Below are 23,162 nucleotides of genomic sequence, written 5' to 3'. Positions count from 1 at the left end.
CGAAGGCGGGCGACGCACCTTGCGGTGAGGCTCGAACCGGCCCGACAAATCGATCGTGCAGGTGGACCGGCCGTCAAGGAGACAGCGGCAGATGGACGACGAAGCGTGCACCGTGTGGGCTGTCCTGGATGGTGAGCGTCCCGCCGTGGCTCTCGGCGATCCGCCGGGCGATGGGGAGGCCGAGGCCTGTGCCTCCCATACTTCGGCTCCTGGCGGTGTCGAGCCGGGCGAACGGCTGGAATACCCTCTCCCGCTGACCGGCGGCGACTCCCGCGCCGTCGTCGGACACCTCCAGTTCCGCGGCCTCCCCCGGGAAACGCGGGTCGCCGTCCGCGCGCCGTACAGTGATCGTGATCGTGGAGGCGGCATGGCGCTGCGCGTTCTGGACCAGATTGCCGATCAACTGACCCAGCCGCAACCGATCACCGCTGACGGTCACGCCCGTCGCCAGATGCCGGACGACCTTCTTGTTCGGTCGATGGTTCTTCAGCTCTGCGGCGACGAGGCCGGCCAGGTCCAGGGTCTGCCGCTCACACGGTACGCCGGCGTCCAGTCGCGTCAGCGTCAGCAGGCCGGATGCGATCGACTGGAGCCGCTCCACGCTGGGAAGCACGGCATCGCACAGCTTGGGCAGGTCGACGTCGTCCGGCGCCAGGCGGGCGTCCTCCATCTGGGTGCGAATGGCGGTGATCGGGGTGCGCAGTTCGTGGGAGGCGTCGGAGCAGAACCGTCGCTGCTGCTCCAGCACGTCCTCCAACCGGTCCAGTGTCTGGTTGACGCTGCGGGCCAGCCGGTGGATCTCGTCTTCGGCCGCGGGGACCGGAACCCGGCGGCCGAGGTCGGTGCTCTGGATGTGGTCGAGTTGGGCCCGGATGGCGTCCACGGGTTTGAGTGAGCGGGTGACGGTGTGCCGCGCCCCGTAGGCCACCGCGATCGTGAAGATGACCGTTCCCGTGATCAAGAGAGCCAACACGCCTGGATACAGGTAGAACGGGATGGTCGGTGCGGCGCTGTAGACGGTCCAGTCACCGTCGTGGAACACCTGCTGTGCGACCACGATGTGGCAGCGGCCCGCGGTGAAGACGGAGTGGCAGACGACGGCGCTGGCCACCCGGTGAGGGGGCGTCGGTGTGAAGTGCGCCATCGCCGGTTGGTTCTGCAGATCTCTGGTCGCCGCGACCACCTTCCCCTGAGGATCGACCACCTGGACGGGGCGGATCAGGTTCTGCGGGATGGGTGGAAGCGGATTGACGAGTTCCCCTCGATCAACGTAGTAGGCGGTCAGCTCCCCCACCGCGGTCACCTCTTGGGTGAGGTTGCGCGTGGCCGCCTTGTTGATGGTGAGCAGCAGGACAGTGGAGAAGAGGATGCAGAGCAACCCCACCACCACTCCGGTGAACAGCGCCAGGCGGCCCCTGATCGAGCAGTGTTCGAGCCTCACGACGCCCCCCATTGACGGGGGAGGGCGCGGGGCAGCCGGAGGACGAAACGCGCGCCGCCACTGGCGCTTTCCTCGACGCTGAGCGTTCCGTCATGCGCGTAGGCGATGTCCCGGGCGATGGCGAGGCCGAGGCCGGTGCCGTCGCGGTCGAGCCGGCGGGCGTCGTCCAGCCGGATGTGACGGTGGAACACACGTTCCCTGTCGGCGAGCGCTATGCCCGGCCCGTCGTCACTGACGGCGAGTTCGACGGCGGCGTGGACGACGTGCACGTCGACGCTCACCTGGTGCGCACAGTGCCGTTGGGCGTTGTCCAGCAAGTTGGTGAGCAGCCGGCTGATCTGGGTGGGCACGGCGTTGACGGTGCTGTCGGGTGCGAGGTGGAGCTTCACCGGACGCCCATGCGACCGTCGAGAGACCTCGTGCCGGACGAGCGTCGCGAGATCCAGCTGCCGCCGTTCGGTGACCGGACAGGCCCCCACACGAGCCAGGAACAACAAGTCGTCGATGATCGCCTGGAGCCGCTCCACCCGGCCCGACATCGTCGCGATCAGGTCGGGCAGCCGAACCGCGGCGAGATCCTGTCGCGCCACCTCCAACTGCATGCGCAGCCCGGTGATGGAATTACGCAGCTCATGGGATACGTCCGAGGCGAACTGACCCTGAGAACGCGCGAAATCCTGGAGCTCTTCATTGGCCTCCTGCAGCCGCTGCAGCGCAGCGTTGATCGTCCGGCACAGGATGGCGACCTCACGCACGTCATCCGGTTCGGAAACGCGCGTGCCCAGGTCGCCGACGTCCATCACGGCCAGTTCGGCGCGGACCATGTCCACGGGGCGCAACACGCGACTGGTCGCCCTCCAGGTGGCCCACGCGGCCAAGGCGATCAGCTCGACGGCCTCGATCATCAAGATCAAATGGAGCGATCCCGGCGACAGGGACCCTCGCATCGACTGCCCGCCGGTCTCCGCCGACAGGACGGCCGCAGGCGCGGCGACCCCGTAACGGCCCAGCGAAACGGTCCGGTTCCGGCCGGCGTCGGCGCCCCGCAAGCGCAACCGGCCGGGTGCCGTTCCGGGGTGAACCTCATTGACAGCGCGCGCGGCGGCCCCGCTCGGCCATCGGGCAGGCCGTGCGTGGTCTGTCGAGTACATCCCCACCCCCGTGACGAGGAGGGTGAGGAGGGTGAGGACGGCCACAGCGGTGGTCAGCAGGGTGATCTGTCCCCGGATCGATCCCGGCCTGCATCGGATGGCCCGCATCGGTGACCTCGCGGGCGGAGCCTGCGCCCCGTGACGCCTGTGCTCGTCGACATCGATCTCGCCAGACACGGACTGCCCGAAGCGCGACATCTCACGGGGTGTGAGATCGACCCGCCGCTCCCGTGATCCGCCAGTCAGCAGATGCGCGAGGCCCGTGGCGATCGCCACCCACGCGAACAGGGCGACCAGGGGCCACATGAGTATCAGCCAGTTGTCGTGCAGGTCCACCATCGCCATCCTTTTCGAACGAGATTCGAGGGGGATGCCAGGTTCCGAGAGGGTTGGGGGCACTGCCTCGGCCACTCCCCTACGCACCTCAGCCGAGGGGATCCTTTTCGTGCCACGTCACCGGAGATAAGCGAACGGTACGAGCCTGACCTGCGCCGAAAGGCCCTGCATCGCATATTTATGCGTGGTTGCACCTTTGTGGCACCGGCGTTCCGTCACCGATCTGACGCCCCTTTGGGGTGGGCTTAATCCAGACTTGACGAACATCCGAGATCAGAGGTTCGTCCCCGGAACGATGTCGCATGATTGAGCGCACTGAAGAGAAAGCCGAGATGAGAGCCCGCATTCTCGGGGGGACGACGGCCTTCCCGGTGAAAACGCCGACACGGGGGCGGAGAAACCCGTGAACCTCCGCCACCCGCATACTTGACACGGCCGACACCTAGGTAGTTTATGGATTTATGGGCGGTTCGTCCCATAGTGACCATGAAGCTGCTGGTGAGCCCGGTTTTTGTGGATCATCGTGGCTTGGTTGGCGTGGTCGCCCGCGGGAGTGGGAGCTTGTCGCCGGATTGCTGCAGGCGGCCAAGGTCGGCCGGGGCGGAATCGTCCTGGTCGAGGGCCGGTCGGGCGTCGGAAAGAGCCGTCTACTGGGCATGGCCGTCGCCGCGGCGACGAGGGCGGGATTCGAGGTCGCCCAGGGCGCGGCGGACGAACTGACCCAGCTGATACCTCTGGCCCCGCTGACATCGGCGCTCGGGCCATCCGGCCGCACGCTTCCCGTGGACGATTACCTGACCGTCGCGGGTCCGGCCGATCAGCGGTTGCTGCTGGTGGAACGACTGCATGGACCGCTGGAGCAGCGGGTGGCCCAGGGGCCGATGCTCCTCACGCTGGATGACGTGCAATGGGCCGACCCGATGACTCTGCTGGCGCTGCGGTCGCTGACCAGAGATCTCGCCTCCTACCCGCTCGTCTGGATGCTGACCCGCACGAGCGGCGTGGGCGACGTTCCCCGCCTCGATTGTCTGTTCGATGTACTGGAACACGACGGCGCGCGCCGGATCACACTGGAGGCGCTGAAGGGGCGAGCGGTCGCGGACGTCGTCGCCGACGTCCTCGGTGCGTCGCCCGAGCCGGACGTGCTGGCCTTGGCCGACATAGCGGACGGCAATCCCTTCCTGCTCATCGATCTCCTTGAGAAGCTCAAAGGCGAGGGCGTGTTCCACATCGCCGAGGGTCGCGTGCGGATGGTCTCCGCGCGGCTGCCGAAGGCTCAGGTGGTCACGCAAGAACGCCTGGACGAGTTGTCCGAACGGACCAGGCATCTGCTTCAGGTCGCCGCAGTCCTGGGCCGCTCGTTCTCGGTGAAGGATCTGGCCGAAATGCTCGGCGAATCGACCATCGGCCTGTTGCCCATGGTGGAGGAGGCGATGTCGGCGGGCATCGTCGAGTCCGCCGGGGACGAGCTGACCTTCCGCCACGACCTGCTGTGGCAGGCGGTGGTCGGGACCGTCCCCACCCCCGTGCTGCAGGCCCTGCATCGCGACGCGGGAGAGATGCTGCTCAAACGCGGCGGGTCGGCTGTTCCCGCCGCGGCGCACCTCATTCACAGCGCCGGTCGCGGTGACGGGTCCGCGCTACGCGGACTGGACCAGGCCGCGCGCGAGGTCCTGCGGTCCTCACCCCAGACCGCCGCCGACCTCGCCCTGCGGGCGCTCGAACTCAGCGACCCCACCGACCCCGACTGGGTCGGCCGCGCCGCCACGGCGGCCGACGCGCTGACGGCCGTCGGGCGACTGCCGGAAGCGGCCGAGCTTGCGCGTGGCGCACTCGGCAAGGCGCCGCCCGCCCAGGCCCCCCGCCTGCGATGCGCACTGGCGTACATCCTGCTGCTGAGCGGACGGCCGGCAGACGCGGTGGCGGAGGCCGAAAGCCTGCTCACCCAGCAAGACCTCCCCGATGACCTTCGCGGAATCGCCGAATGGACGGTGTGCTGGGGACTGATCTGCCTGAACGACTTCAGGAAGGGGCGGCTGCGGGCTGAGACCGTTCTCGCCGACCGCGAGCGGCACACCGATGCCGCCGTCGTCGGGGCTCTCCTCCTGCTCGCTCGATTCGCCGTAGTCGACGGGCGGGTCGCCGACTCGTTCGCGCACCTGAACGAAGCCCTGCAGATCGCGAACAGCGGCACCGTTGAAGCCATCCAGCGCCCGTACACGCGCCTGCTGTTGAGCCTCAACTGGAGGGCCATGCGCCAGTTCGAGGAGTCCGACATCGCCATCCAGGCCGCCGAGGAGGAGATCAAAGCCTGCGGGCTGACCGTGCTCGCGGCACAACCCGCCCTGTTCCGCTCCGTGCTGAAGCTGGCGACCGGTCGACTCGATGACGCCGCCGCCGAGGCCCAGGCCGGGCTGGTGATCGCTGATGAGCTGGGTACCCAGGGGTTCACCCGGGTCGGGGTGGCCATGCTCGCTCTCATCGCCATGCGGCGGGGTGACATCGACGCCGCGGTCCGGCACATCGAGCGATATCACTCCATAGACGCCGCGCCCGGAATGTTGTTCGGGTCGGTGTGGGAGCGGTGGGTGATGGCGGCGGTGGTCGAGGCCCAAGGCGATCCCGACCGGGCGGTCGACATACTCCACGCCATTTACACCGACGAGGACGAGCGGCGCTGGGCGCTCCTCACAACCCCCCTCACGGCCGCCTGGATGACCCGGCTCGCGCTGGCCACGGCGAACCGCCGGTATGCCCAGACCATCGTTGAAACGGCCGAATACCTGGCCCAGAGCAACCCCGGCTTCCCCGCCCTCGCCACCACGGCCGCCCACGCCCGCGGCATTCTCCACAGGGACCCCAGCGCGTTGGCCTCCGCCGCCGCCGATCAGCCCGAACCGTGGGCACGCGCTTCGGGCGCGGAGGACCTCGGCGTCCTGCTGTCCACCACACCCGGCGCCTCCGCGCGTGAGCAGGCCATCGCCAGCCTGGACCAGGCGCTCGACGGTTACGAGTGCATCGGTGCGCTCCGGGACGCCGCCCGCGTGCGAGCCCGGCTGAGGGCACTGGGCGTTCGGCGGCGGCACTGGGCTCAGCTCCAGCGGCCGGCCTTCGGATGGGACAGCCTCACCGATACGGAACGCGCGGTGGCCGTGCTGATCGCCAAAGGGATGACCAACCGTCAGGCCGCGGCGCGGATGTTCCTTTCGCCCCACACGGTGTCCACCCACCTTCGCCGGATGTTCAGCAAACTCGACATCGCATCCCGCGTCGAACTGGCCTGCATCGTCGCCGAAGAATGCCCAGACCTCCTCAAGGACCCCTAGCGTGCAGTCTCCGTACCTCGAAGGATCGGCAGGGGCAGCCCGTCTCGACGGCGCCGGAAAGATCGACAATTGATGGGGGTTCAAACGTCGGCGCACAGCGCATATCAGTAAAAATAGGCAATATCGGAAAGCTCCGGTGCTGTCGGGTCTCGAGTGATTCCGGGACGGGATGCGCTTCATCCGAGATCAGCCTGGTGCGGCTAGGGAGTGTCTGACAAATGCTGCCCGTCGCGAGCGTGGATCCAGATGGATGCATCGCAAGGCGGAGGAGGAGGTCGGAGCGGAGCCTCCGGCCGACGACGACAACGAAGCGAGGCGCCGTCTGGGCCGCGCGCAGCAGGGCTTGATTAGTCAGACACGACCTAGGAGGTCGACCTGCCTGCGAGTCCGGCAGGCAGGACAGACGGGCCGATGACCTGTGGCCCTTTCTCGTCGCCTAACTTTGGACGTATAGGGGTTGAGGTGAGGCGCGGTGACGGATTCAGAGGTCGACTACCGGGCGGTGTTCCAGGCGCTCGCGGCCCCGTTGCTGGTGCTGACGCCGGATTTCACCATGGTGGCGGCCAATGACTCCTATCTCAAGGTGACCAGGCGGAGCCCCGCCGACTTGATCGGCCGTTGCTTCTTCACCGTCTTCCCCCCCAACCCGAACGCTCCCAACGATCCCGGCGAGGAGGGCCCGGAGGGTCTGCGTGCCTCGCTGCAACGGGTGCTGGCGACCGGACAGCGGGAGACCATGCCGCTGCAGCGGTACGACATCGAGGTGAGCGGAAGACCAGGGGTGTTCGAGGAACGGTACTGGAGCACGATCAACACCCCCGTCCTGGGCCCGGACGGTGGAGTGCAGTTGATCGTTCACCGAACCGAGGAGGTGACCGGCTTCCTCCAGCAGTTGAGGCGGTTCGGCGAACGTGGCGTCACGGGAAGGAAAGCGGAACTGGAGGCGATGAGAACCGACGTATATGTTCGCGCCCGCGAACTCCAGGACCTCAACGACCGGCTCACGCGGGCGGACAGGCAACAACGCCAGACCACGTCGGCGCTGCAGGAGGTCATCGAACGGCAGCGGCGGTTCGTCTTCGACGCCTCCCACGATCTCCGTAACCCGATCACCGGGCTCCTGACCGAACTCGAGGTCGCGATTGCAGAACCAGACGTCGGCCTGCACCAGATACTGCGCAAATTGCTGCTGGACGCCGGACGGCTCAATGACATCGTCGCCGATCTGCTCGAACTCGCCCGCATGGACACCGCGACGCCCACCGAGGCGGTCGACCTGGCCGATCTCGTGCTGGACGAACTGGAACGCCGCACTCTGACCACCACCGTCCTCGTCCAACTCGAGCAGCAGGTGGTGGTGCGCGCCTCCCGGATCCGGCTGATCCGGCTCCTGAACAATCTGCTCGCCAACGCCGAACGGCACACCAGGACCGTGATCGACATCATCGTCACCGCCGACCCACCCGACGCGGTCCTGGAAGTCATCGACGACGGACCCGGCATAGCCCCGGCCGACCGCGAAAAGGTCTTCGAACGGCTCTGCCGCCTGGACGACGCCTACCTCCGGGACCCCGGCGGCTCCGGGCTCGGCCTGCCCATCGCCCGTGAGATCGCCCATGGCTACGGCGGTCACCTGTACGCCGCCGACAACACCACCGGCGCCCGCTTCGTCCTGCGCCTCCCCCTCGCCGCCTAGCCAGGGCTTGCGCAGAAGGCGGCAATTGGTCTGAACTTGGTGCGACAGCCGTACGACGAAGGAAGGCCGATGGCCACCGGCGGTGTCGATATCGTCGAGCAGGGCCCGCGCAGGCCCCGCTGGGTGGGAATCGTGGCGCTGGTCGCTCTCGTGGCCGTGCCGCTCATCGTGATTCTCGCCAACCGGGACACGAGCCTTCCCCTCCCGGCCGTTACCCCGACACCCATGCGCAACGCGATCGGCGTGACACCCAACGCCATCTATCCGGAGGCGAAGGGGCCGGGCGCCACCAGGACGATGCGGGTCACGTTCCCCGACGGGTCGCGGGCGGAGATCACCTACCCCGCCGAGCTGAACCTGGCGTCGCTGGGGGCGCGGCCGTACGCGAGCGGGACTCTCGCCGGCAACGGGGAGATGGACGAGTTCCGCACCCTCACCGCCCCGCTGTACGGCGAGGCCGAGACCGCCGCCGGACGCCCGATGATCCGCCGTCTCACCGACAACGTCACAGTGTGGCCGGGACCGCTCGGGGTGGACTCCGCCGGTTCGGTCCTGCTCTTCACCTTCGGCGACTGGCGGATCGCCCTGCAGGACGAGCGGGCGGGGATGACCTTCGAACAGCGGCTGGCCTGGGCGGAGAACATGCACGGCAAGGTCACCCCTGACGGCTTCCTCACCCTGTCGGCCGACGGCCCGGTACGGCTCTCGCGACCCGGAGAGATCCGCGACGGCATGCTCGTCGGGCCGCAACTGTGGCTCGGCGGCCTGAGCCGCCAGATGCTGGTGCTGGCTCCGATCCCCGACTGCGAACGGCCGGGCAGCGTCGTCCTCGACTCACGCCATCCCATCTCAGGGAGCACGTGCCGTGACGGCTTCTATCTGGCCGCCGCCGGCGACCAGAACTTCGTGCAGAGCGCCCTCAAGGATGTCCGCGTCCGCCCCCTATGAGCCGACGCCGAGCCGGGCCCCGGTTCGCGCCGCGGTGACCACCACCGCGGTGTAACGCATCGTGAAGCCGCCACCCATCGCGTCGACAGCGGCTCCGATGCCCGCCAGCACCTCCTCCGACTCAGCCGGTGCGAACCGGCTGTGATCACCCTGGGTGGGGAGCAGATCCAGCCACTCGTCCCGGGTGTAGGGCTGCTCCCAGTCGAATCGCCACTGCTCCGGGTCGCCGAACACGCCCGCCTGCCGTGTCCCGTCGACCGCCCTGGTGAGCAGCATCGAATACCCCTCCAGGGCGGACACCTTCTGGCGGTAGGCCCGCGCGGTCAGCGCGTCGGGCACCACCTGGTCATAGACCGCGGCGAAGGCGTCCGCCACCTCGGGCGGGGGCTGGGCGACGTTCCAGAACACTGCCAGCCGGCCGCCGGGCCGCAGCACCTGCGCCGCCTTCGCCGCTCCGACGGCCGCGTCCACCCAGTGCCAGGCCTGCCCGGCGATGACCGCGTCGAAATTCCGGCCGGCGGGGTCCCAGGCTTCGAACGTCGCCACCTCGACCTCGACCCCGCTACGCCGTGCGAATTCCGCCATGCGCGCGTCGGCGTCGACCCCGAGCACCTCGCAGCCGGCTGCTTGGAACTGCCGGGCTTCGATGCCGGTCCCGCAGCCGACGTCGAGAACGTCGGGGCCGGGTCCGGCGGCGATGATCCGGTTCACCATGGCATCGGGATAGCGGGGCCGGGTCCGGTCGTAGCGTTCGGCGTCCGAACCGAACGACTCCGCTATCTGTCGGTGTCGATGAGGCTCGGGCTCGGCGGCACGATCCGGCGGTAGAGTGGGCATGCGCCCACTATGAATGGGCAAGCGCCCACTCGTCAACCGGGTGGGGGCCGATCGAGAGACGAGGGGATGCGCGGTGCCGACAGGGGTAGCCATCCGGGACGTGCGCGAGCAACTGTTCGCCGCCGCCGAGCGCGTCCTGCTCCGGGACGGGCCGAGCGGGCTGACCAGCCGGGCGGTCACCACGGAGGCGAACTGCGCCAAGGGCGTCATGCACCGGCACTTCGAGGACTTCGACGCCTTCCTCGCCGCGTTCGTGCTCGACCGCATCGACCGGATGGCCCCCCGGGCCGCCGCCCTGCGTGACGCCGCCGGGACCGGCACCGTCGCCGGCAACCTCACCGACGCGCTGACAGCCCTGTTCGAGTCCGTCGCCGTCGCGATCGTCGCCCTCGTCACCTTCCGCGACGAACTGCGCGCCCGCCTGCGCAAGACGTGGCCGGCCGGCGTCCCGGTCCTGACGGAAGCCGCGGTCATGATCGCCTCCTACCTCTCCGCGGAGCGCGAACTGGGCCGCATCACGGCGGACGCCGACGTCGAGATGCTCGCCCCCATGCTGATCGGGACCGGCCACCTGCTGTTCGCCGACCGGAAGGGCTCCCCGCCGGAGGCTGGAGCCGTCCTCAGGATGGTGACCGCGGTCATCGCCGGCGTCGCACAGGACTCGCAGCCATGAACGCCCCGGCAGCACCGCATCCCGGGGGTCGGACGCCGGTGTCGGCCACCACCAGCACTGCGATCAGCAGGACTGTGTAGCTATTGCGAATTGTTCGCAACAATACGGGTGGCCGGTACTGTGGTCTTGTGATCAGAGACTTCACCGTGTTCCCGGCTTCTTCTGATGACGGGGATGTAGTGGGCGAGATCCACGCGGAGTCGTGGAAGGTCGCCTATGCCGGCTTCTTCTCTCCGGAGTTCTTCGCCGAAGCGGTCAGGCAGCGGCGCGGCAAATGGCACGGGATGCTCGCCGAGGGCACGGGCACGGCCATGCTGGCCGCGCTGGACGGGCGACCGCTGGCCTTCTCCTACTTCGGCTCCTCACCGGCGCGACCGGGGTCGGCGGAGATCTTCGGGTTCTACGGTCACCCGGACGGCTGGGGAAGCGGTATCGCGGGCGCCCTGATGACCGCTTCCCTGCAAAGGATCCACGACGACGGCTTCGGGCGGGTCCATCTGTGGACGCTACGTGACACGCCTCAGTCCCGCCGCTTCTACGCCAAGAGCGGCTTCACGGAGTCAGGCGTGGTCCGCGACCACGACTTCGGTGACGGCAACCCGATCGAGCAGGTCGAATACGAGTTGCTCCTTCCCTGACGGCTCACGAAGCCACGGCGACCAACGTCAGGGCTCGTTGAGATAGGTGAGGACGGCGAGGACGCGGCGGTTGTTGCTGTCGTCATCGGTGATGCCGAGCTTGCCGAAAATCGTGGTGGTGTACTTGCTGATGGCGCCCTGGCTGAGGAACAGCCGCTGGCCGATGGCCTGATTGGACAACCCCTCCGCCATGAGGCCGAGCACGGAGTGCTCGCGTTCGGTGAGCCGGGCGAGCCGCCGATTCGAGGACCCGCTGGACAACAATTTGGCGACGACGGCCGGGTCCATGGCGGTCCCGCCACGGGCGACGCGCTCCAGGGCGTCGATGAACTGATCGGCGTCGAACACGCTCTCTTTGAGGAGATAGCCGATGCCACCGGCGCCGTCGGCCAAGAGTTCGCGGGCGTACAGCTGTTCGACGTGCTGGGAAAGGATCAGGAGCGGCAGCCCGGGCAGTTCGCTGCGGGCGGCGAGAGCCGCACGCAGGCCCTCGTCGGACTGGGTCGGCGGCATGCGGACGTCGACGATGGAGACGTCCGGCCGCCACCTCAGCAGCGCGTCGAGCGTCTCGGGTCCGGTGGTCGCCGTCGCCACCACCTGATGTCCGTACGCCTCGATGAGGCGGACCATCCCGTCACGCAGGAGGTAGAGGTCTTCGGCTACAACGATTCGCATGGCACCGCCATCCTCACACGGGTCGGACCGCCCGCCGGGCTCGTGATCTCCAGGGTGCCGTCGAAGACCGCCAGACGGCGGCGTAGCCCAGCGAGTCCACCGCCGGCTCGCGCACCGGCCCCACCCCGGCCGTCGTCCTCGACATCGACGACGATGCCGGTGTCGTCCCGGGTGATGGAGATCAGCGCCCGGGTCGCATGGGCGTGCTTGGCCGCGTTGGTCACCAGTTCGGCGACTCCGAAATACAGGGCGGACTCGATCGGCGGGTCCAGGCGTAACCGGACGTCGGCGCTGACAGTCGCTTCGAGCGGGCTGTCCAGGGCGAGAGCGCGAACGGCATCGATGAGCCCTCGCTCGCTCAGCACCGGCGGGTTGATTCCCTTGACCAGTTCGCGGAGCTCGGTCAGTGACGTGGTGGCGCCGGCTCGCGCCTCCCGCAGCAGCGCCTTGGCCTGGTCGGGGTCGGCTTCCATCAACTTCTCCACAGTCGCCAAAGAGAGCCCGAGCGCGACCAGGCGTGCCTGCGCCCCGTCGTGCAGGTCCCGCTCGATCCGGCGGATCTCGGCGGCCTGCGCGACCGTTGTGTCCGCGCGCTGAGCCGTCAGCTCATCGACCCGCTCCGCCAGCATCATCGCCGGCGACGCGCCCAGGAAGCGGACGGCTACCGGCTCGGCGGACCGCCAGGCATACGGGGCGCCGGCGACCGCCACGACCAACCCGAGCAACCCGATGAGACGCGAGGTGAGCGCAGGCTGGGAGAACCCGAAGACCGCTGCCGCGACTCCGGCGAGCGGGATGGACGCGATCACGCCCGCGGTGACCGGTGCGATCCCCGTGAAACGCAGGTCACGCCAGGTGGCGGGATCGCGCCACCAGGTTCGCATCCGCTGGTCCTGGAGGGCGTCCCGGCGGGTGCGCTCGTAGGAGTACCCGTTCCACCAGTACCCGGTGGACATGCGCACCACCGGCCCGGCCTCCCGGTATCCGGGGGGAATGACGGTGTCCGTCCACTTCGCGACGAGGAGGCGGAACATCCGGCAGACCGGTCGGGAAAGGATGAATGTGCCGATACATGCCCACACGAACGGCACTATCCACGTCCACGGGTTTCCCCACCAGATCGCCAGCGCCACGGCAGCGGCCCACACGGCCGGGACCAGCATCGTCACGACCACCACGGCGCACGCTCGCACGAACCCGACGCAGGCGCTCGCCATCCAGGACACCGACTGTCGCATGATCATTCCTTCTCACTTCAGAACCCCGACCGCGGCACCCGCGCCTCCTGCGATGCGCCGATCCGGCCGGTACGGCTTGGTGTTTCCACTGTGCACCGCACAGAGCCCGGCACCTCTTCGATCAGCCCTGAAGTGGGTCTGGCCCCACCAACCCGTACGTCCAGGCCCATGCGCGCCGCTGTCTCCGGCTCCGGCGGCAGACGCGAACAGGTCACGGGAAACGGCCACCTGTGATCGACTAATGAGCGTGGAAGCCGTTCTCACCGCCCTCCTCGCGGTCACTGGCACCCTGCTGGGTTCCCTTCTCACGTTCGTCTTCCAGCGGATGACGACCGACAGGGCCGAGCGTTTCACTCTCGCCACCCGGCTGCGCGAGGAGAGGATGGTCATATACAGCGGCTTCGCCGGTGCCGTGCTCGAGTTCCGCGGTGCGCAGTACGACCGCGCCACCTTACGAGGGCGCGAGGGGCACGAACTCGAATATCAAGCGGCGAAAGACGAGTCCCTCCGGCTCAAAGCCTCCGCATGGCATGCCCTCTATCGCGTTCGGCTGATCGCCGACGAGCCCGACGTGATCCGACTCGCCGAGGCCGCGATGGATCTCGCAGGGGACATGCATCGCGCGGAGAGCGGGGAGCCCCTCAAGGCCCGTTCGGAAGAGGTTCGCAGAGCCATCGAAGCCTTCGTGTCCGGATCCTCGACGCAGGTTCAGATGAAAACAGCGAAGCGTCGGATCCATTGACGCGAGGCGGGCGGCGCGGTCACGCGCCCCCGCCGGCGACACCCGGCCGTGCCGGGCTTGCCGCTCTGCTCCGTCAGCCCTGGACGGCCATCTCGCCGAGCAAGGACCAGTCGTCCTGCTCCAAGACAGCGTTGACGATCCGCGGCGTCTCGACCAGGTGCGGGGGGAAAGTCCGCTGCGCGGTCGCGAAGTGCTCGGACTGGACGTGCGCGGCGCCGGCGTCGCCGTCCCGGAACGCCTCGACGAGCACGTACTCGGTCGAGTCGTCCAGGCTGCGCGACCAGTCGAACCACAGACAGCCGGGCTCACCGCGGGTGGCCTCGGTGAACTCCCGCGAGATTTCCGGCCACTGCTCCGCATACTCGGGCTTGATCCGGAACTTGGCGGTGATGAAGATCATGTTCGGCCCTTCGATGTCTCCAATATCCTGATCTTCGGCCATCTTACGACTGGTCACGGCGCTTTCCGCTTATCCGATCACCGATCGCGCAGGCCCGGGCTGTGCGGGTGCTCCGATCACTGCGGTCGGGTCCGTCACCTACAGTTTGTCCACCCGGCGCAGGAACCCGCGCGCGTCCAGGAAGTCGGCGAGCGACTGGCGGTGCTCCTCGCAGGCCGCCCAGACCTTCTCCCGCTCCGGCGAGTGGATCTTGGGGTTGTTCCAGATCACGGCATACGACGCCGCTGCCCCGCAGCCCTTCGCCGAGCAGATCCCCTGCTCACTCATCCGCGGCGTTCCCTCACTCGCGGGACGACGGCCTGGCGGTGGCAGCGCCCGTCGCCGGCCCAAGTCACCTGGAGAACTTTCAGCCGCAGCCTCGACTCGTCCATGGACTCAGCCTGTCATGTCGTCACCGTGCGAGGCCACGACCGGCGGCCCGGACGCTGAGCCGCATTCCGACGGATCTCCTCCACTGCCCGGAACCGGGCTATCGGCTCGGGAGCGATCGCGGTAGCCCGAACCATGGGAGCACGCTGTTCTCGAAGCGGGACATGGCGCAGATCCGGTCGCCGGCGAGGGTGAGGACGAACAGGCCGGTTCCGTGCCGGATGCCGGTGGGGGCGCGCAGGTAGGCTCCGAACGCCGGCTGCCCGTTGGCTCGCGTCGGGACGAGGTCGAACCTGCGGTCCTCGCCGAAGATGCCGGCGCAGAAGCGGGCCACGATGTCTCGGCCCTCGTATTCGAGGGGCATCGGCGGCATCGACATGAAGACGTCGTCGGTCAGCAGGGCCACCAGTGCCTCGAGATCGGCGGACTCGTACGCGCTGACGAACTTCGCCACGATCGCGTCCTCGGAGGGCGAGCCGGAGGCGGGAGACGGTTCGCGATCGGCGGCCGGCGTCCGGCGCCGCTGCAGGCTTGCGCGCGCCCGTTTGAGGGCGCTGGTCACCGAGTCGACGGTCGAGTCGAGCATGTCGGCCACCTCGTCGGCGTGGAATCCGAGAACGTCGCGCAAGATGAGGACGGCGAGCTGGCGAGGCGGCAGGACCTGCAGTGCGGTCACGAAGGCCAGGGAGATGGATTCGGTCTGTTCGTAGCGGGCCTCCGGGCCGGGCGGCACGTCGATCGCGCCTTCGAGGAGGACGTCGGGGAACGGCTCAAGCCATACGACCTCGCCGAGCCGGGTCGGCTCCGGCGGTTCGACTCCTGGGATGTTCCACTCCTTGGCGGGTCGCCGGCCGGCCGAGCGACGCGCGTTGAGGCACCGGTTGGTGGCGATCCGGTAGAGCCAGGTGCGCAGTGACGCGCGTCCCTGAAACCCGGCGAGGCCGCGCCAGGCGGTCAGCAGCGTGTCCTGCAGGGCGTCCTCGGCATCCTGGAGGGATCCGAGCATCCGGTAGCAGTGCACCTGCAACTCCCGGCGGTGTGGCTCGGTCAGCTCTCGGAACGCGTCGCCGTCTCCCGCCCGCGCCTTTGAGATCAGGTCGGCTGTCGCCACCCTCATCGCCTTCTTCCCGCGTCTTGTGCATTTCCCATCCTGTAGAGACACCGGCCGGGAGACGAACTGGGCGGTCGGTGGGCGCCCACTTTCCCGATGTCGCGGTGTCTGCATCGTCGACGGCGCTGACGGTCCGTACGTCGGATGAGCTCAGCGGCCGGGCTTCACCCGTGAGGTGGCACAAGTGACCACCCGGGCACAGAGAGGAACCAGAGATGATGCTGAATGACAAGGTCGCGGTGGTCTACGGAGCCGGAGGCGCGATCGGCGGCGCAGTCGCACGCGCCTTCGCGTCTGAGGGAGCGAGGGTCTTTCTCACCGGACGTTCCCTTGCACCCGTCGAAGCCGTCGCCAAGGACATCGTCTCCGCCGGCGGAGCCGCCGAGGCGGCCGAGGTCGACGCTCTCGACGAGCAGGCCGTCGACAGGCATCTGCGGTCCGTGATCGATCAGTCGGGCCGCGTCGACATCTCGCTCAACGCGATCGGGGTCCCGGACTCGGAGATTCTGGGTGTCCCGCTGGCCGAGATGGACGCCGGGCAGTTCTTCCTGCCGATCACGACCTACACGACGTCGTACTTCCTGACCGCGCGCCTGGCCGCACGGCAGATGATTCCCAACGGATCGGGGGTGATCATGACCGTCACCGCACTCCCCGCACGGATGGGCTCCCGACTGAACGGAGGCTACGGCCCGGCGCAGGCCGCCAAGGAGGCGCTCACTCGAGATCTGTCCGCCGAACTCGCACCTCAGGGCATCCGCGTGGTCGGTCTGCGACCCCACGGCATGCCGGAGACAGCCACGATGAGGGAGGCCTTCGAGGCCAAGGCGTCGGCGGGGATGACCTGGGAACAGTTCGGAGGGTACCTCGCAGGCACGACCCACCCGCGACGGGTCATGAGACTCGACGAGGTGGCGAACATGGCGGTCTTCATGGCGTCCGACAAGGCGAGCGGGATGACGGGAACCACCGTCAACCTGTCCATGGGAAGCCTGGACGACTAGGGCCTCGGAAAAGAGTGCCGGCCGCAGGACAGCGGGCTGATAAATCCTGATAATGAGCGGATGCTTGCAGCGGGCCGGGTCGGGCGGGCGGTTGACGGGGCCCTTGCGGTAGGCGTGGTCCTGGCCACGGTCGGGCCGCTTCTCCTGCCCGATCCCAAACCGTGGTGGATCATCGGTCTTGGGCTGTCGGCGTCGCTGCCGGTGTGGTGGCGCAGGCGGGCGCCGATGCTGGTGGCGGTGGTGGTCGGTGCGGCGATGTCCGTCATGGTGATGTGGGAGAAGCCGTTCCTGCCCTTCGGGCCGCTGCTGGCCGTCTACACGATCGCCGACCTGAGCCCCACGTGGAAGAGGCTCGCGGCGATTCCGGCGATCGTGGCGGCGGTGGGTGTCTCGCTGGTGTTGCCGGGAGAGGACGACGAGACCTTCCGGCTGATGGGGACCGCCTTCGTGGCCGCCTACGCGCTGGGCACCAGTGTCAGGGCGAGCCGCTCGCGAACCGCCGAACTGGCCGAGCGGGCGCGGCGGCGGGAGCAGGAGCACGTCGCCGCGGCCGCGGAGGAGCGCACCCGGATCGCGCGCGACATGCATGACATCGTCACCCATTCCGTCGGGCTGATGGTGGTTCAGGCCGAAGCCGGGCCGGTGGTGGTGCGCAGCGACCCGGACAAGGCCGAGGTGATTTTCGATGCGATCGCCGGCACGGGAAGGAGTGCGCTGGCCGAGCTTCGGGGAGTGCTCGCCGCACTGCGGAACCCGGCCGACGGCGGCGGTCCGGCGTGGGGCCATGCCGGCGAGGCGTTGCTCCAGCCCCGGCTGGCCAACCTTCCCGCACTGCTCGAGCGCAGTGGCCTCGATGTGGTGAGCACGACCGCCGGCACCCCGCGTCCGGTCGCGGAAAGCATCGAGGCCGCCGTCTACCGCATCGTTCAGGAGGCGCTGACCAACGTGCGCAAGCACGCCGGTACGCGTGCCGTACGCCTCACGCTGACCTGGGGGGAGAACCTGACGGTGGAGATCGCCGACGACGGCCGGGGGCCGGGTGAGAGCGGCGGGTACGGGCTGGCCGGGATGCGGGAACGGGTGGCGGCATGCGGCGGGACGCTCACCGCCGGGGCGGGACGAAACGGGGGATTCATGGTGAAAGCTGAATTTCCGCTTGAATAGCCCGCATGTTACGGGTGCTCATCGCCGACGATCAGGACCTCTTCCGCGCGGGATTCGGGCTGATCCTGGACGCGCAGCCGGACATGGAGGTGGTCGGCGAGGCCGCCGACGGCGAGGGGGCGATCGCCGAGGCCAGGCGGCTCCAGCCGGACGTGGTCCTGATGGACGTGCACATGCCGGGCAAGAACGGCATCGAGGCGACCAGGGAGATCTGCGCCACCACCGCCGCCAAGGTGCTCGTGCTGACCATGTTCGACCTCGACGAGTACGTCTACGACGCGGTCCGGGCGGGAGCCAGTGGTTTCCTGCTGAAAGACATCCGGCGGGACGAGCTCGCCCACGCCGTGCGCACCGTCGCCTCGGGTGAGGCCCTGCTCGCCCCGGCGGCGACCCGGAGACTGCTCGAGGACCTGGTGCGCAGGCCCGCTCACGGTGTCGCCCCCCTGCTCGCGGCCAGGCTGGGCGCGCTGACCGAACGCGAGCGCGAGACGCTGAAGCTGGTCGCGCGCGGCCTGTCGAACGCGGAGATCGCCGCCGCACTCGTGGTCACCGAGCACACGGTCAAGACGCACGTCAGCCGCATGCTCACCAAGCTGGACCTGCGGGACCGGGTCCAGGCCGTGGTGCTCGCCTACGAGTCCGGGCTGGTGGTCGCCGGTGAGAGTGACACCGGAGATCACACCGGCGACTGACGCGCCGGCGGGGTGCGGAAAAGCACGATCGTCGGCATGGAACGCATCCTCCTCACCCTCGCCTCCGCCGTCCTGATGCACTTCGGCGGGGGTCTCCACCCCGTCTGGCAGCTCACCTGGCTCGCGCCGTTGCCCGTCCTGTTCCTGGCCCGCCGGACAGACGGGCGTACGGCGTTCGCCGCCGGAACGCTCGTCTGGCTCGCCGGCCAGGTGCAGATGTGGCCGTACTTCACCCGGACCCTCGAGATGCCGCCCGCGCTGGCCGCCGCCCTCATCGCCGGTCCCGCGCTCTGTTACGGCCTGGGCGTGCTGCTCTTCCGCACCCTGCTCGTGCGCGGCAGACCGCTCCTGGCGGCGGCAGCCGTACCGGCCGTCTGGGTCACCACTGAGTACGCCATGAACCTCGCCGGACCGCACGGGGCCTGGTGGAGCCTGGCGTACACGCAGGCCGACTTCCTGCCCGTGCTGCAGACCGCCTCGGTCACCGGGGTCTGGGGCATCACCTTCCTCCTGCTGTTCGTGCCCGCCTCGATCGCGGCCCTGCGGCCACGCGTGGCGGTGGTCTCGGGTGTGCTGGTCGCGCTCACGCTCGGCCATGGTCTCCTACGGCTCTCGACGCCCGCCGACACCGGAGGACGGAAGGTCGCGCTGGTCGCGACGGACGACTCCGAAGATCTCGTCCGCCGGTACGGCGAGGCCATCGACGGCGCGGTGACCGGCGGTGCGGAGATCGTGGTGCTGCCCGAGAAGGTCTTCACGACCGCCGACCTGCCGTTCGCCCGCCCGGGTGTGGAAGTGGTCGCGGGGATCGCCATGGAGACCAACAGCGCGGTGAGCTACCCCTCCGGCGTGCGCTACGACAAGCACCACATGATCCCGGGGGTGGAGCGCGAGTTCCGGCCCGGCACCAGCTTGGCCTTCCTCGACGACGGTCGGCTCGGCCTCATCATCTGCAAGGACCTCGACTTCCCCGGCCTGGTCAGGGAGTACGGCAAGGCCGGAGTCGCCGCCCTGCTCGCGCCCGCCTGGGACTTCGACGAGGACGCGTGGCTGCACAGCCGCATGGCGGTGGTGCGCGGAGTGGAGAACGGCCTGTCTGTGGCCCGTGCCGCACGCCAGGGATGGCTGACGGTCAGCGACGACCGCGGCCGGATCGTGACCGAGCGCTACAGCGCCAGAACGGGCATGGCCACGGTCACGGCCACCCTGCCTCGGGAGGGCTCGGCCACCCTCTACACCGCCCTGGGCGACTGGGCCGCGTGGGCCTCGGCCGGGTTGCTGCTGCTCGCGCTCGGTGCACTGGCCCGTACGAGGACTTCCAAGGCGGTGGGCGAGAGCCCGGTCGCGAGGACCACAGTGGACGCCTCACCCACGTCCGGCGCCTAATCGCAGGAGGCCTGGGGGCCGCGGTAGGGCAGCGTCTGGCTGTAGACGATGTTGGTCGTGGTGCTGCCGAACCCGGCCAACTCGTCGACGATCCGTTCCAGATGCCGCATGGACGTCGCGGCCACCTTCAACGTGTAGCAGTCCTCGCCGGTGGTGCGCAGGCACTCCAGGATCTCCGAGCGTTCCTCCAGCAGCCGATGCAGAGGCTCGTGCCGGCTGCCGGGATATTTGAGGCGCACCATGGCGAGCACGGCGAAGCCGACCGCCGCCAGATCCACCTCAGCCCGGTAGCCGGTGATCACACCCTCCGACTCCAGGCGTCTGACCCGCTCCGTGACCGCCGAAGCGCTCAGGCTCACCCGGCGCGCCAGTTCGGTGAGGGGAACACGACCGTCGCGCTGCAACTCGCCCAGGATGGACCAGTCGGTCAAATCAAGATTCACGGCCATTTGCTGAATATACCGGCAGATTCCAGGCCAAGGCCGACTGATACCCGGAGAAATCCCTTCAGGATCCACGGAACTGGCGGATAGCCTTAATCAGTGCGGATAGGCGTCAATGTTCCCAACTTCGGCCCCGGCACCGACCCCGGCATGCTGCGACAGTGGGCGCAGACGGTGGAGGGCCTCGGCTTCGACCTGCTCATGATCTCCGACCACATCGTGGTGACACCCGACGTCGCCGAACAGTACCCGGCGCCGTTCTACGAACCCTTCACCACCCTGGCCTGGCTGGCCGGCATCACCCATCGGATCCGGCTCGGCACCTCGGTGCTCATCGTCCCGTACCGCGATCCCCTGCTCATCGCCCGCATGGCCGCCAACCTCAACAGGCTCAGCGCGGGACGACTGGTCCTGGGTGTGGGGGTGGGCTGGGCGCGACAGGAGTTCGCCGCCCTGGGAGTCCCGTTCGAACAGCGCGGCGCGCTGACCGACGAGCACCTGCGCACCGTACGCGCCGCCTGGGAGGACGAACAGGACTATCGCGCCGGTCACCTCCCGATCTGGGTCGGCGGCAGCAGCGACGCCGCCCTGCGCCGAGCCGTACGCCTGGGCGAGGGCTGGCACCCGCTGCGCCTCACCATGCAGAAGCTGCGCGAGAGGCTGGAACGCCTGAAGGAGATCGCGCACGAGCAGCGGCGACCGGTTCCAGCCTTCGAACCCCGCATCCTCCTGCGATTCACCGACGCGCCGGTCACCGGCCCCGAACGGCTCGCCGGTGAAGGCGACGCCGACCAGATCCTCGACGACCTGCGGGAGTTGGAGGCGCTCGGCGCCGACTCCGTCGTACTCGATCCGTTCAACGACGATCCGGCAGAGACCCTCCGCCCGCAGCCCGCCTGGCAGGCGCTGGCGACCGTGGCCGCCCTCGTGGACCTGACAACACCGCCGCCCGACAACTCGATCAGTGACCACACTCCGAAGGGGAGCAGATGACACGCGAAGACGAGGCACTCCTGCGCCGGGCCATCGAACTGGCCGCGACGGCGCGAGCCGGCGGCAATCCGCCGTTCGGTTCGCTCCTGGTCGGCGGGGACGGCACCGTACTGGCCGAGGACCACAACACATCCGTCACCGAACGGGACATCACCGCCCATCCGGAGCTGAAACTGGCCCGGTGGGCGGCCCGCGAACTCGATCCCGACACGGCGGCAGCCACCACGATGTACACCAGTTGCCAGCCCTGCGGCATGTGCGCCGGCGCCATCGCACGGTCGGGCCTGGGCCGTGTCGTCTACGCCCTGTCCAACGAACAACTCGCCACCCTCAAACCGCCGGGCACCGGCTTCACCGACGCCCCCGCCGAAGGCCCCGCCCTGTTCGACGAGGCACGCATTCCCGTCGAGGAGTACTACCGCTGACCCTCTGGCCCCGGCCGGACGGCGCACAGAGGGCCGGTACGGCTCCGCGTCCGCCGTACCGGCCCTCCCTCCTCCGTTACGTGACGGAGAAGCCGCTGAACAGCAGCGCCGCCAGGCCCAGCGCCAGCAACACGTTCACCACCGTCGCGGCGGCGAAGACACCGACCGGCCGCCAGCCCGCCTCCTTCAGCGACGCCACCCGGAACTCCAGGCCGATGCTGACGAACGCCAGGATCAGGAACCAGACCCGCAGGTCATTGGCCACCCCGATGGTCGCCTTTCCGGTGTCCGCGGTCACCGTGGACAACCACCAGGTGGCGATCACGGACGCGGCGACGAACCCGAGCACGAACTTCGGGAACCGCTCCCAGAGGTCCCCCAGACCGGGACGACGGGCGTCCGGACGACGCTCGATCTTGAAGGCGAAGTAAGCGGTGAGCGCGATCGCCACCACCCCCATCAGGGCGTTCTGGGTGACCTTCACGATGGTCGCCACCTGGAGCGCCTCTTCACCGACGATCGTCCCTGCCGCCGTGACGGCCGCCGTGGTGTCGATGTTGCCGCCGATCCACGCCCCGGCCACCTCAGGGCTCAACCCGAGCGCGGTGGCCAGCCAGGGCAGGATGAAGATCGACGGGAGTGCGAAGGCGATGACGAGGCTGGCACTGTAGGCGAGTTGCTCCCGCTTCGCCTGGACGGCTCCCGCCGCCGCAATGGCGGCGCTCACCCCGCAGATCGAGACGGCCGCCGACAACAACGCGCGCAGTTTGTCATCGAGGCCGAGCCTGCCGCCCAGCCACCAGGTGAACAGGAAGACCCCGCTGATCAGCACGATCGCCTGAACGATGGCGGGGCCGGCGGCCGTGGCGATCACCTTCAGGTTGATCGAGGCGCCGAGCAGGACCAGGCCCGTCTTGATGAAGAACTCCGTACGGAATCCTCCCGCGAGCCGATCGCGCAGACCGGTGGCCGTGAGCACGGCGTTGCCGAGCAGGCCCAGGACGATCGCGTACACCGGATACTCGACGGCGGCGCCCAGATCCTCCAGCGCCGTGCCCTCGAGAAGGCCCGGCACGTTCTTGTCCAGCAGGCGGGTGACCGCCGCGAGCGCGAGCACCACCACGAGGCCCGCCAGCGCCAGGGGCCACGTCGACCCAGCCGGTCGGCCCTCGACTGCGTCCGCGGCGGGTTCCGCAGTGGATTCCGCGGCGGGTTCCGGGTCGCGCGGGGTGACGCCCGCTCCCCCGGCGCTCATCAGGGCACCAGCCCGGTGGGGATCACACCGGTGATCACCAATACGAGCAGCAGGAGCCCGACGATCGTGGCCGCCCAGTCCTCATTGATCGCGCTTGTCCAGCCACTGGGCTCTGCGGGTGGCTCCTCGCGGCGGACCGCTTCGGTCTCGCTCATCTCC

23 protein-coding genes are annotated in these 23,162 nt (G+C 68.9%); 12 read left to right on the top strand and 11 right to left on the bottom strand.

Annotated elements, in window-relative coordinates; genetic code table 11:
• Positions 1 to 73: 73 nt before the first annotated feature.
• Entirely contained in the window at positions 74 to 1,441 is a 1,368-nt protein-coding gene (locus Pmi06nite_RS29515) for a sensor histidine kinase (RefSeq protein WP_203956419.1), read from the bottom strand.
• Positions 1,438 to 2,931, bottom strand: coding sequence for a sensor histidine kinase (locus Pmi06nite_RS29510; RefSeq protein WP_203956418.1), 1,494 nt, complete (start codon positions 2,929 to 2,931; stop codon positions 1,438 to 1,440). The genes Pmi06nite_RS29515 and Pmi06nite_RS29510 overlap by 4 nt, the downstream gene beginning before the upstream one ends.
• Positions 2,932 to 3,389: 458 nt before the next feature.
• Here Pmi06nite_RS29510 and Pmi06nite_RS29505 point away from each other — a divergent pair, with 458 nt between their 5' ends.
• The 3 genes from Pmi06nite_RS29505 to Pmi06nite_RS29495 all read left to right on the top strand — a co-directional run bounded on the left by Pmi06nite_RS29505 (position 3,390) and on the right by Pmi06nite_RS29495 (position 8,898).
• Positions 3,390 to 6,254 (top strand): helix-turn-helix transcriptional regulator, encoded by a 2,865-nt coding sequence (locus Pmi06nite_RS29505; RefSeq protein ID WP_275409613.1) that lies wholly within the window; start codon positions 3,390 to 3,392, stop codon positions 6,252 to 6,254.
• 472 nt (positions 6,255 to 6,726) lie between these two features.
• Complete coding sequence (locus tag Pmi06nite_RS29500) at positions 6,727 to 7,950, top strand: PAS domain-containing sensor histidine kinase (RefSeq protein WP_203956416.1); 1,224 nt, start codon at positions 6,727 to 6,729, stop codon at positions 7,948 to 7,950.
• Positions 7,951 to 8,019: 69 nt separating this feature from the next.
• Positions 8,020 to 8,898, top strand: coding sequence for a hypothetical protein (locus Pmi06nite_RS29495; RefSeq protein WP_203956415.1), 879 nt, complete (start codon positions 8,020 to 8,022; stop codon positions 8,896 to 8,898).
• Here Pmi06nite_RS29495 and Pmi06nite_RS29490 read toward each other — a convergent pair.
• Positions 8,893 to 9,735, bottom strand: coding sequence for a class I SAM-dependent methyltransferase (locus Pmi06nite_RS29490; RefSeq protein WP_203956414.1), 843 nt, complete (start codon positions 9,733 to 9,735; stop codon positions 8,893 to 8,895). The genes Pmi06nite_RS29495 and Pmi06nite_RS29490 overlap by 6 nt on opposite strands.
• 73 nt (positions 9,736 to 9,808) lie before the next feature.
• On the opposite strand from Pmi06nite_RS29490, the gene Pmi06nite_RS29485 reads away from it, so the two are divergent.
• Both Pmi06nite_RS29485 and Pmi06nite_RS29480 read left to right on the top strand, forming a co-directional pair.
• Positions 9,809 to 10,408 (top strand): TetR/AcrR family transcriptional regulator, encoded by a 600-nt coding sequence (locus tag Pmi06nite_RS29485; RefSeq protein ID WP_203956413.1) that lies wholly within the window; start codon positions 9,809 to 9,811, stop codon positions 10,406 to 10,408.
• A 128-nt stretch (positions 10,409 to 10,536) separates the two neighbouring features.
• Positions 10,537 to 11,046 (top strand): GNAT family N-acetyltransferase, encoded by a 510-nt coding sequence (locus Pmi06nite_RS29480; protein WP_203956412.1) that lies wholly within the window; start codon positions 10,537 to 10,539, stop codon positions 11,044 to 11,046.
• Positions 11,047 to 11,073: 27 nt separating this feature from the next.
• Here the strand turns inward: Pmi06nite_RS29480 and Pmi06nite_RS29475 are convergent, their stop codons facing one another.
• Together Pmi06nite_RS29475 and Pmi06nite_RS29470 are read right to left on the bottom strand one after the other, a co-directional pair.
• Positions 11,074 to 11,721, bottom strand: a complete 648-nt coding sequence (locus Pmi06nite_RS29475) for a response regulator transcription factor (RefSeq protein WP_203956411.1) — start codon at positions 11,719 to 11,721, stop codon at positions 11,074 to 11,076.
• Positions 11,706 to 12,959, bottom strand: a complete 1,254-nt coding sequence (locus Pmi06nite_RS29470) for a sensor histidine kinase (RefSeq protein ID WP_203956410.1) — start codon at positions 12,957 to 12,959, stop codon at positions 11,706 to 11,708. Before Pmi06nite_RS29470 ends, Pmi06nite_RS29475 begins: the two co-directional genes overlap by 16 nt.
• Before the next feature lie 325 nt (positions 12,960 to 13,284).
• On the opposite strand from Pmi06nite_RS29470, the gene kilB reads away from it, so the two are divergent.
• Positions 13,285 to 13,701 (top strand): plasmid transfer protein KilB, encoded by a 417-nt coding sequence (gene kilB / locus Pmi06nite_RS29465; RefSeq protein ID WP_203956409.1) that lies wholly within the window; start codon positions 13,285 to 13,287, stop codon positions 13,699 to 13,701.
• Between the two features lie 73 nt (positions 13,702 to 13,774).
• Here the strand turns inward: kilB and Pmi06nite_RS29460 are convergent, their stop codons facing one another.
• The 3 genes from Pmi06nite_RS29460 to Pmi06nite_RS29450 all read right to left on the bottom strand — a co-directional run bounded on the left by Pmi06nite_RS29460 (position 13,775) and on the right by Pmi06nite_RS29450 (position 15,641).
• Positions 13,775 to 14,101 carry a putative quinol monooxygenase gene (locus tag Pmi06nite_RS29460; protein ID WP_203956408.1) on the bottom strand — a complete coding sequence of 109 codons (327 nt, stop codon included), beginning with the start codon at positions 14,099 to 14,101 and terminating at the stop codon, positions 13,775 to 13,777.
• 138 nt (positions 14,102 to 14,239) lie between these two features.
• Entirely contained in the window at positions 14,240 to 14,428 is a 189-nt protein-coding gene (locus tag Pmi06nite_RS29455) for a hypothetical protein (RefSeq protein ID WP_203956407.1), read from the bottom strand.
• Between the two features lie 202 nt (positions 14,429 to 14,630).
• Entirely contained in the window at positions 14,631 to 15,641 is a 1,011-nt protein-coding gene (locus Pmi06nite_RS29450) for a sigma-70 family RNA polymerase sigma factor (protein ID WP_239114278.1), read from the bottom strand.
• Between the two features lie 215 nt (positions 15,642 to 15,856).
• Between Pmi06nite_RS29450 and Pmi06nite_RS29445 the strand changes: the two genes are divergently transcribed.
• From Pmi06nite_RS29445 to Pmi06nite_RS29430, 4 genes are read left to right on the top strand one after another with little or no spacing between them, the layout of a single operon-like run.
• Positions 15,857 to 16,645, top strand: coding sequence for an SDR family NAD(P)-dependent oxidoreductase (locus Pmi06nite_RS29445; RefSeq protein ID WP_203956405.1), 789 nt, complete (start codon positions 15,857 to 15,859; stop codon positions 16,643 to 16,645).
• Between the two features lie 60 nt (positions 16,646 to 16,705).
• Entirely contained in the window at positions 16,706 to 17,809 is a 1,104-nt protein-coding gene (locus Pmi06nite_RS29440; RefSeq protein WP_203956404.1) for a sensor histidine kinase, read from the top strand.
• A 5-nt stretch (positions 17,810 to 17,814) separates the two neighbouring features.
• Positions 17,815 to 18,501 carry a response regulator gene (locus tag Pmi06nite_RS29435; RefSeq protein ID WP_203956403.1) on the top strand — a complete coding sequence of 229 codons (687 nt, stop codon included), beginning with the start codon at positions 17,815 to 17,817 and terminating at the stop codon, positions 18,499 to 18,501.
• 36 nt (positions 18,502 to 18,537) lie between these two features.
• Positions 18,538 to 19,887 (top strand): nitrilase-related carbon-nitrogen hydrolase, encoded by a 1,350-nt coding sequence (locus Pmi06nite_RS29430; protein WP_203956402.1) that lies wholly within the window; start codon positions 18,538 to 18,540, stop codon positions 19,885 to 19,887.
• On the opposite strand, the gene Pmi06nite_RS29425 is transcribed toward Pmi06nite_RS29430, so the two are convergent.
• On the bottom strand, positions 19,884 to 20,336 hold the full coding sequence (locus tag Pmi06nite_RS29425; protein ID WP_203956401.1) for an Lrp/AsnC family transcriptional regulator: 453 nt from the start codon (positions 20,334 to 20,336) through the stop codon (positions 19,884 to 19,886). The two genes, Pmi06nite_RS29430 and Pmi06nite_RS29425, sit on opposite strands and share 4 nt — an antisense overlap.
• Positions 20,337 to 20,429: 93 nt before the next feature.
• Here Pmi06nite_RS29425 and Pmi06nite_RS29420 point away from each other — a divergent pair, with 93 nt between their 5' ends.
• Both Pmi06nite_RS29420 and Pmi06nite_RS29415 read left to right on the top strand, forming a co-directional pair.
• Positions 20,430 to 21,323 (top strand): LLM class flavin-dependent oxidoreductase, encoded by an 894-nt coding sequence (locus tag Pmi06nite_RS29420; RefSeq protein ID WP_203956400.1) that lies wholly within the window; start codon positions 20,430 to 20,432, stop codon positions 21,321 to 21,323.
• Positions 21,320 to 21,748, top strand: coding sequence for a nucleoside deaminase (locus tag Pmi06nite_RS29415; RefSeq protein ID WP_203956399.1), 429 nt, complete (start codon positions 21,320 to 21,322; stop codon positions 21,746 to 21,748). Before Pmi06nite_RS29420 ends, Pmi06nite_RS29415 begins: the two co-directional genes overlap by 4 nt.
• Positions 21,749 to 21,824: 76 nt before the next feature.
• On the opposite strand, the gene Pmi06nite_RS29410 is transcribed toward Pmi06nite_RS29415, so the two are convergent.
• Together Pmi06nite_RS29410 and Pmi06nite_RS29405 are read right to left on the bottom strand one after the other, a co-directional pair.
• Positions 21,825 to 23,003, bottom strand: coding sequence for a YeiH family protein (locus tag Pmi06nite_RS29410; RefSeq protein ID WP_203956398.1), 1,179 nt, complete (start codon positions 23,001 to 23,003; stop codon positions 21,825 to 21,827).
• Positions 23,003 to 23,158 carry a hypothetical protein gene (locus Pmi06nite_RS29405; RefSeq protein WP_203956536.1) on the bottom strand — a complete coding sequence of 52 codons (156 nt, stop codon included), beginning with the start codon at positions 23,156 to 23,158 and terminating at the stop codon, positions 23,003 to 23,005. Before Pmi06nite_RS29405 ends, Pmi06nite_RS29410 begins: the two co-directional genes overlap by 1 nt.
• Positions 23,159 to 23,162: the final 4 nt, after the last annotated feature.

It is taken from the genome of Planotetraspora mira (assembly GCF_016863275.1).
GTDB lineage: Bacteria > Actinomycetota > Actinomycetes > Streptosporangiales > Streptosporangiaceae > Planotetraspora > Planotetraspora mira.
The sequence above is the reverse complement of the archived record's forward strand: the minus strand, read 5'-3'. Positions and strand labels throughout refer to the sequence as shown.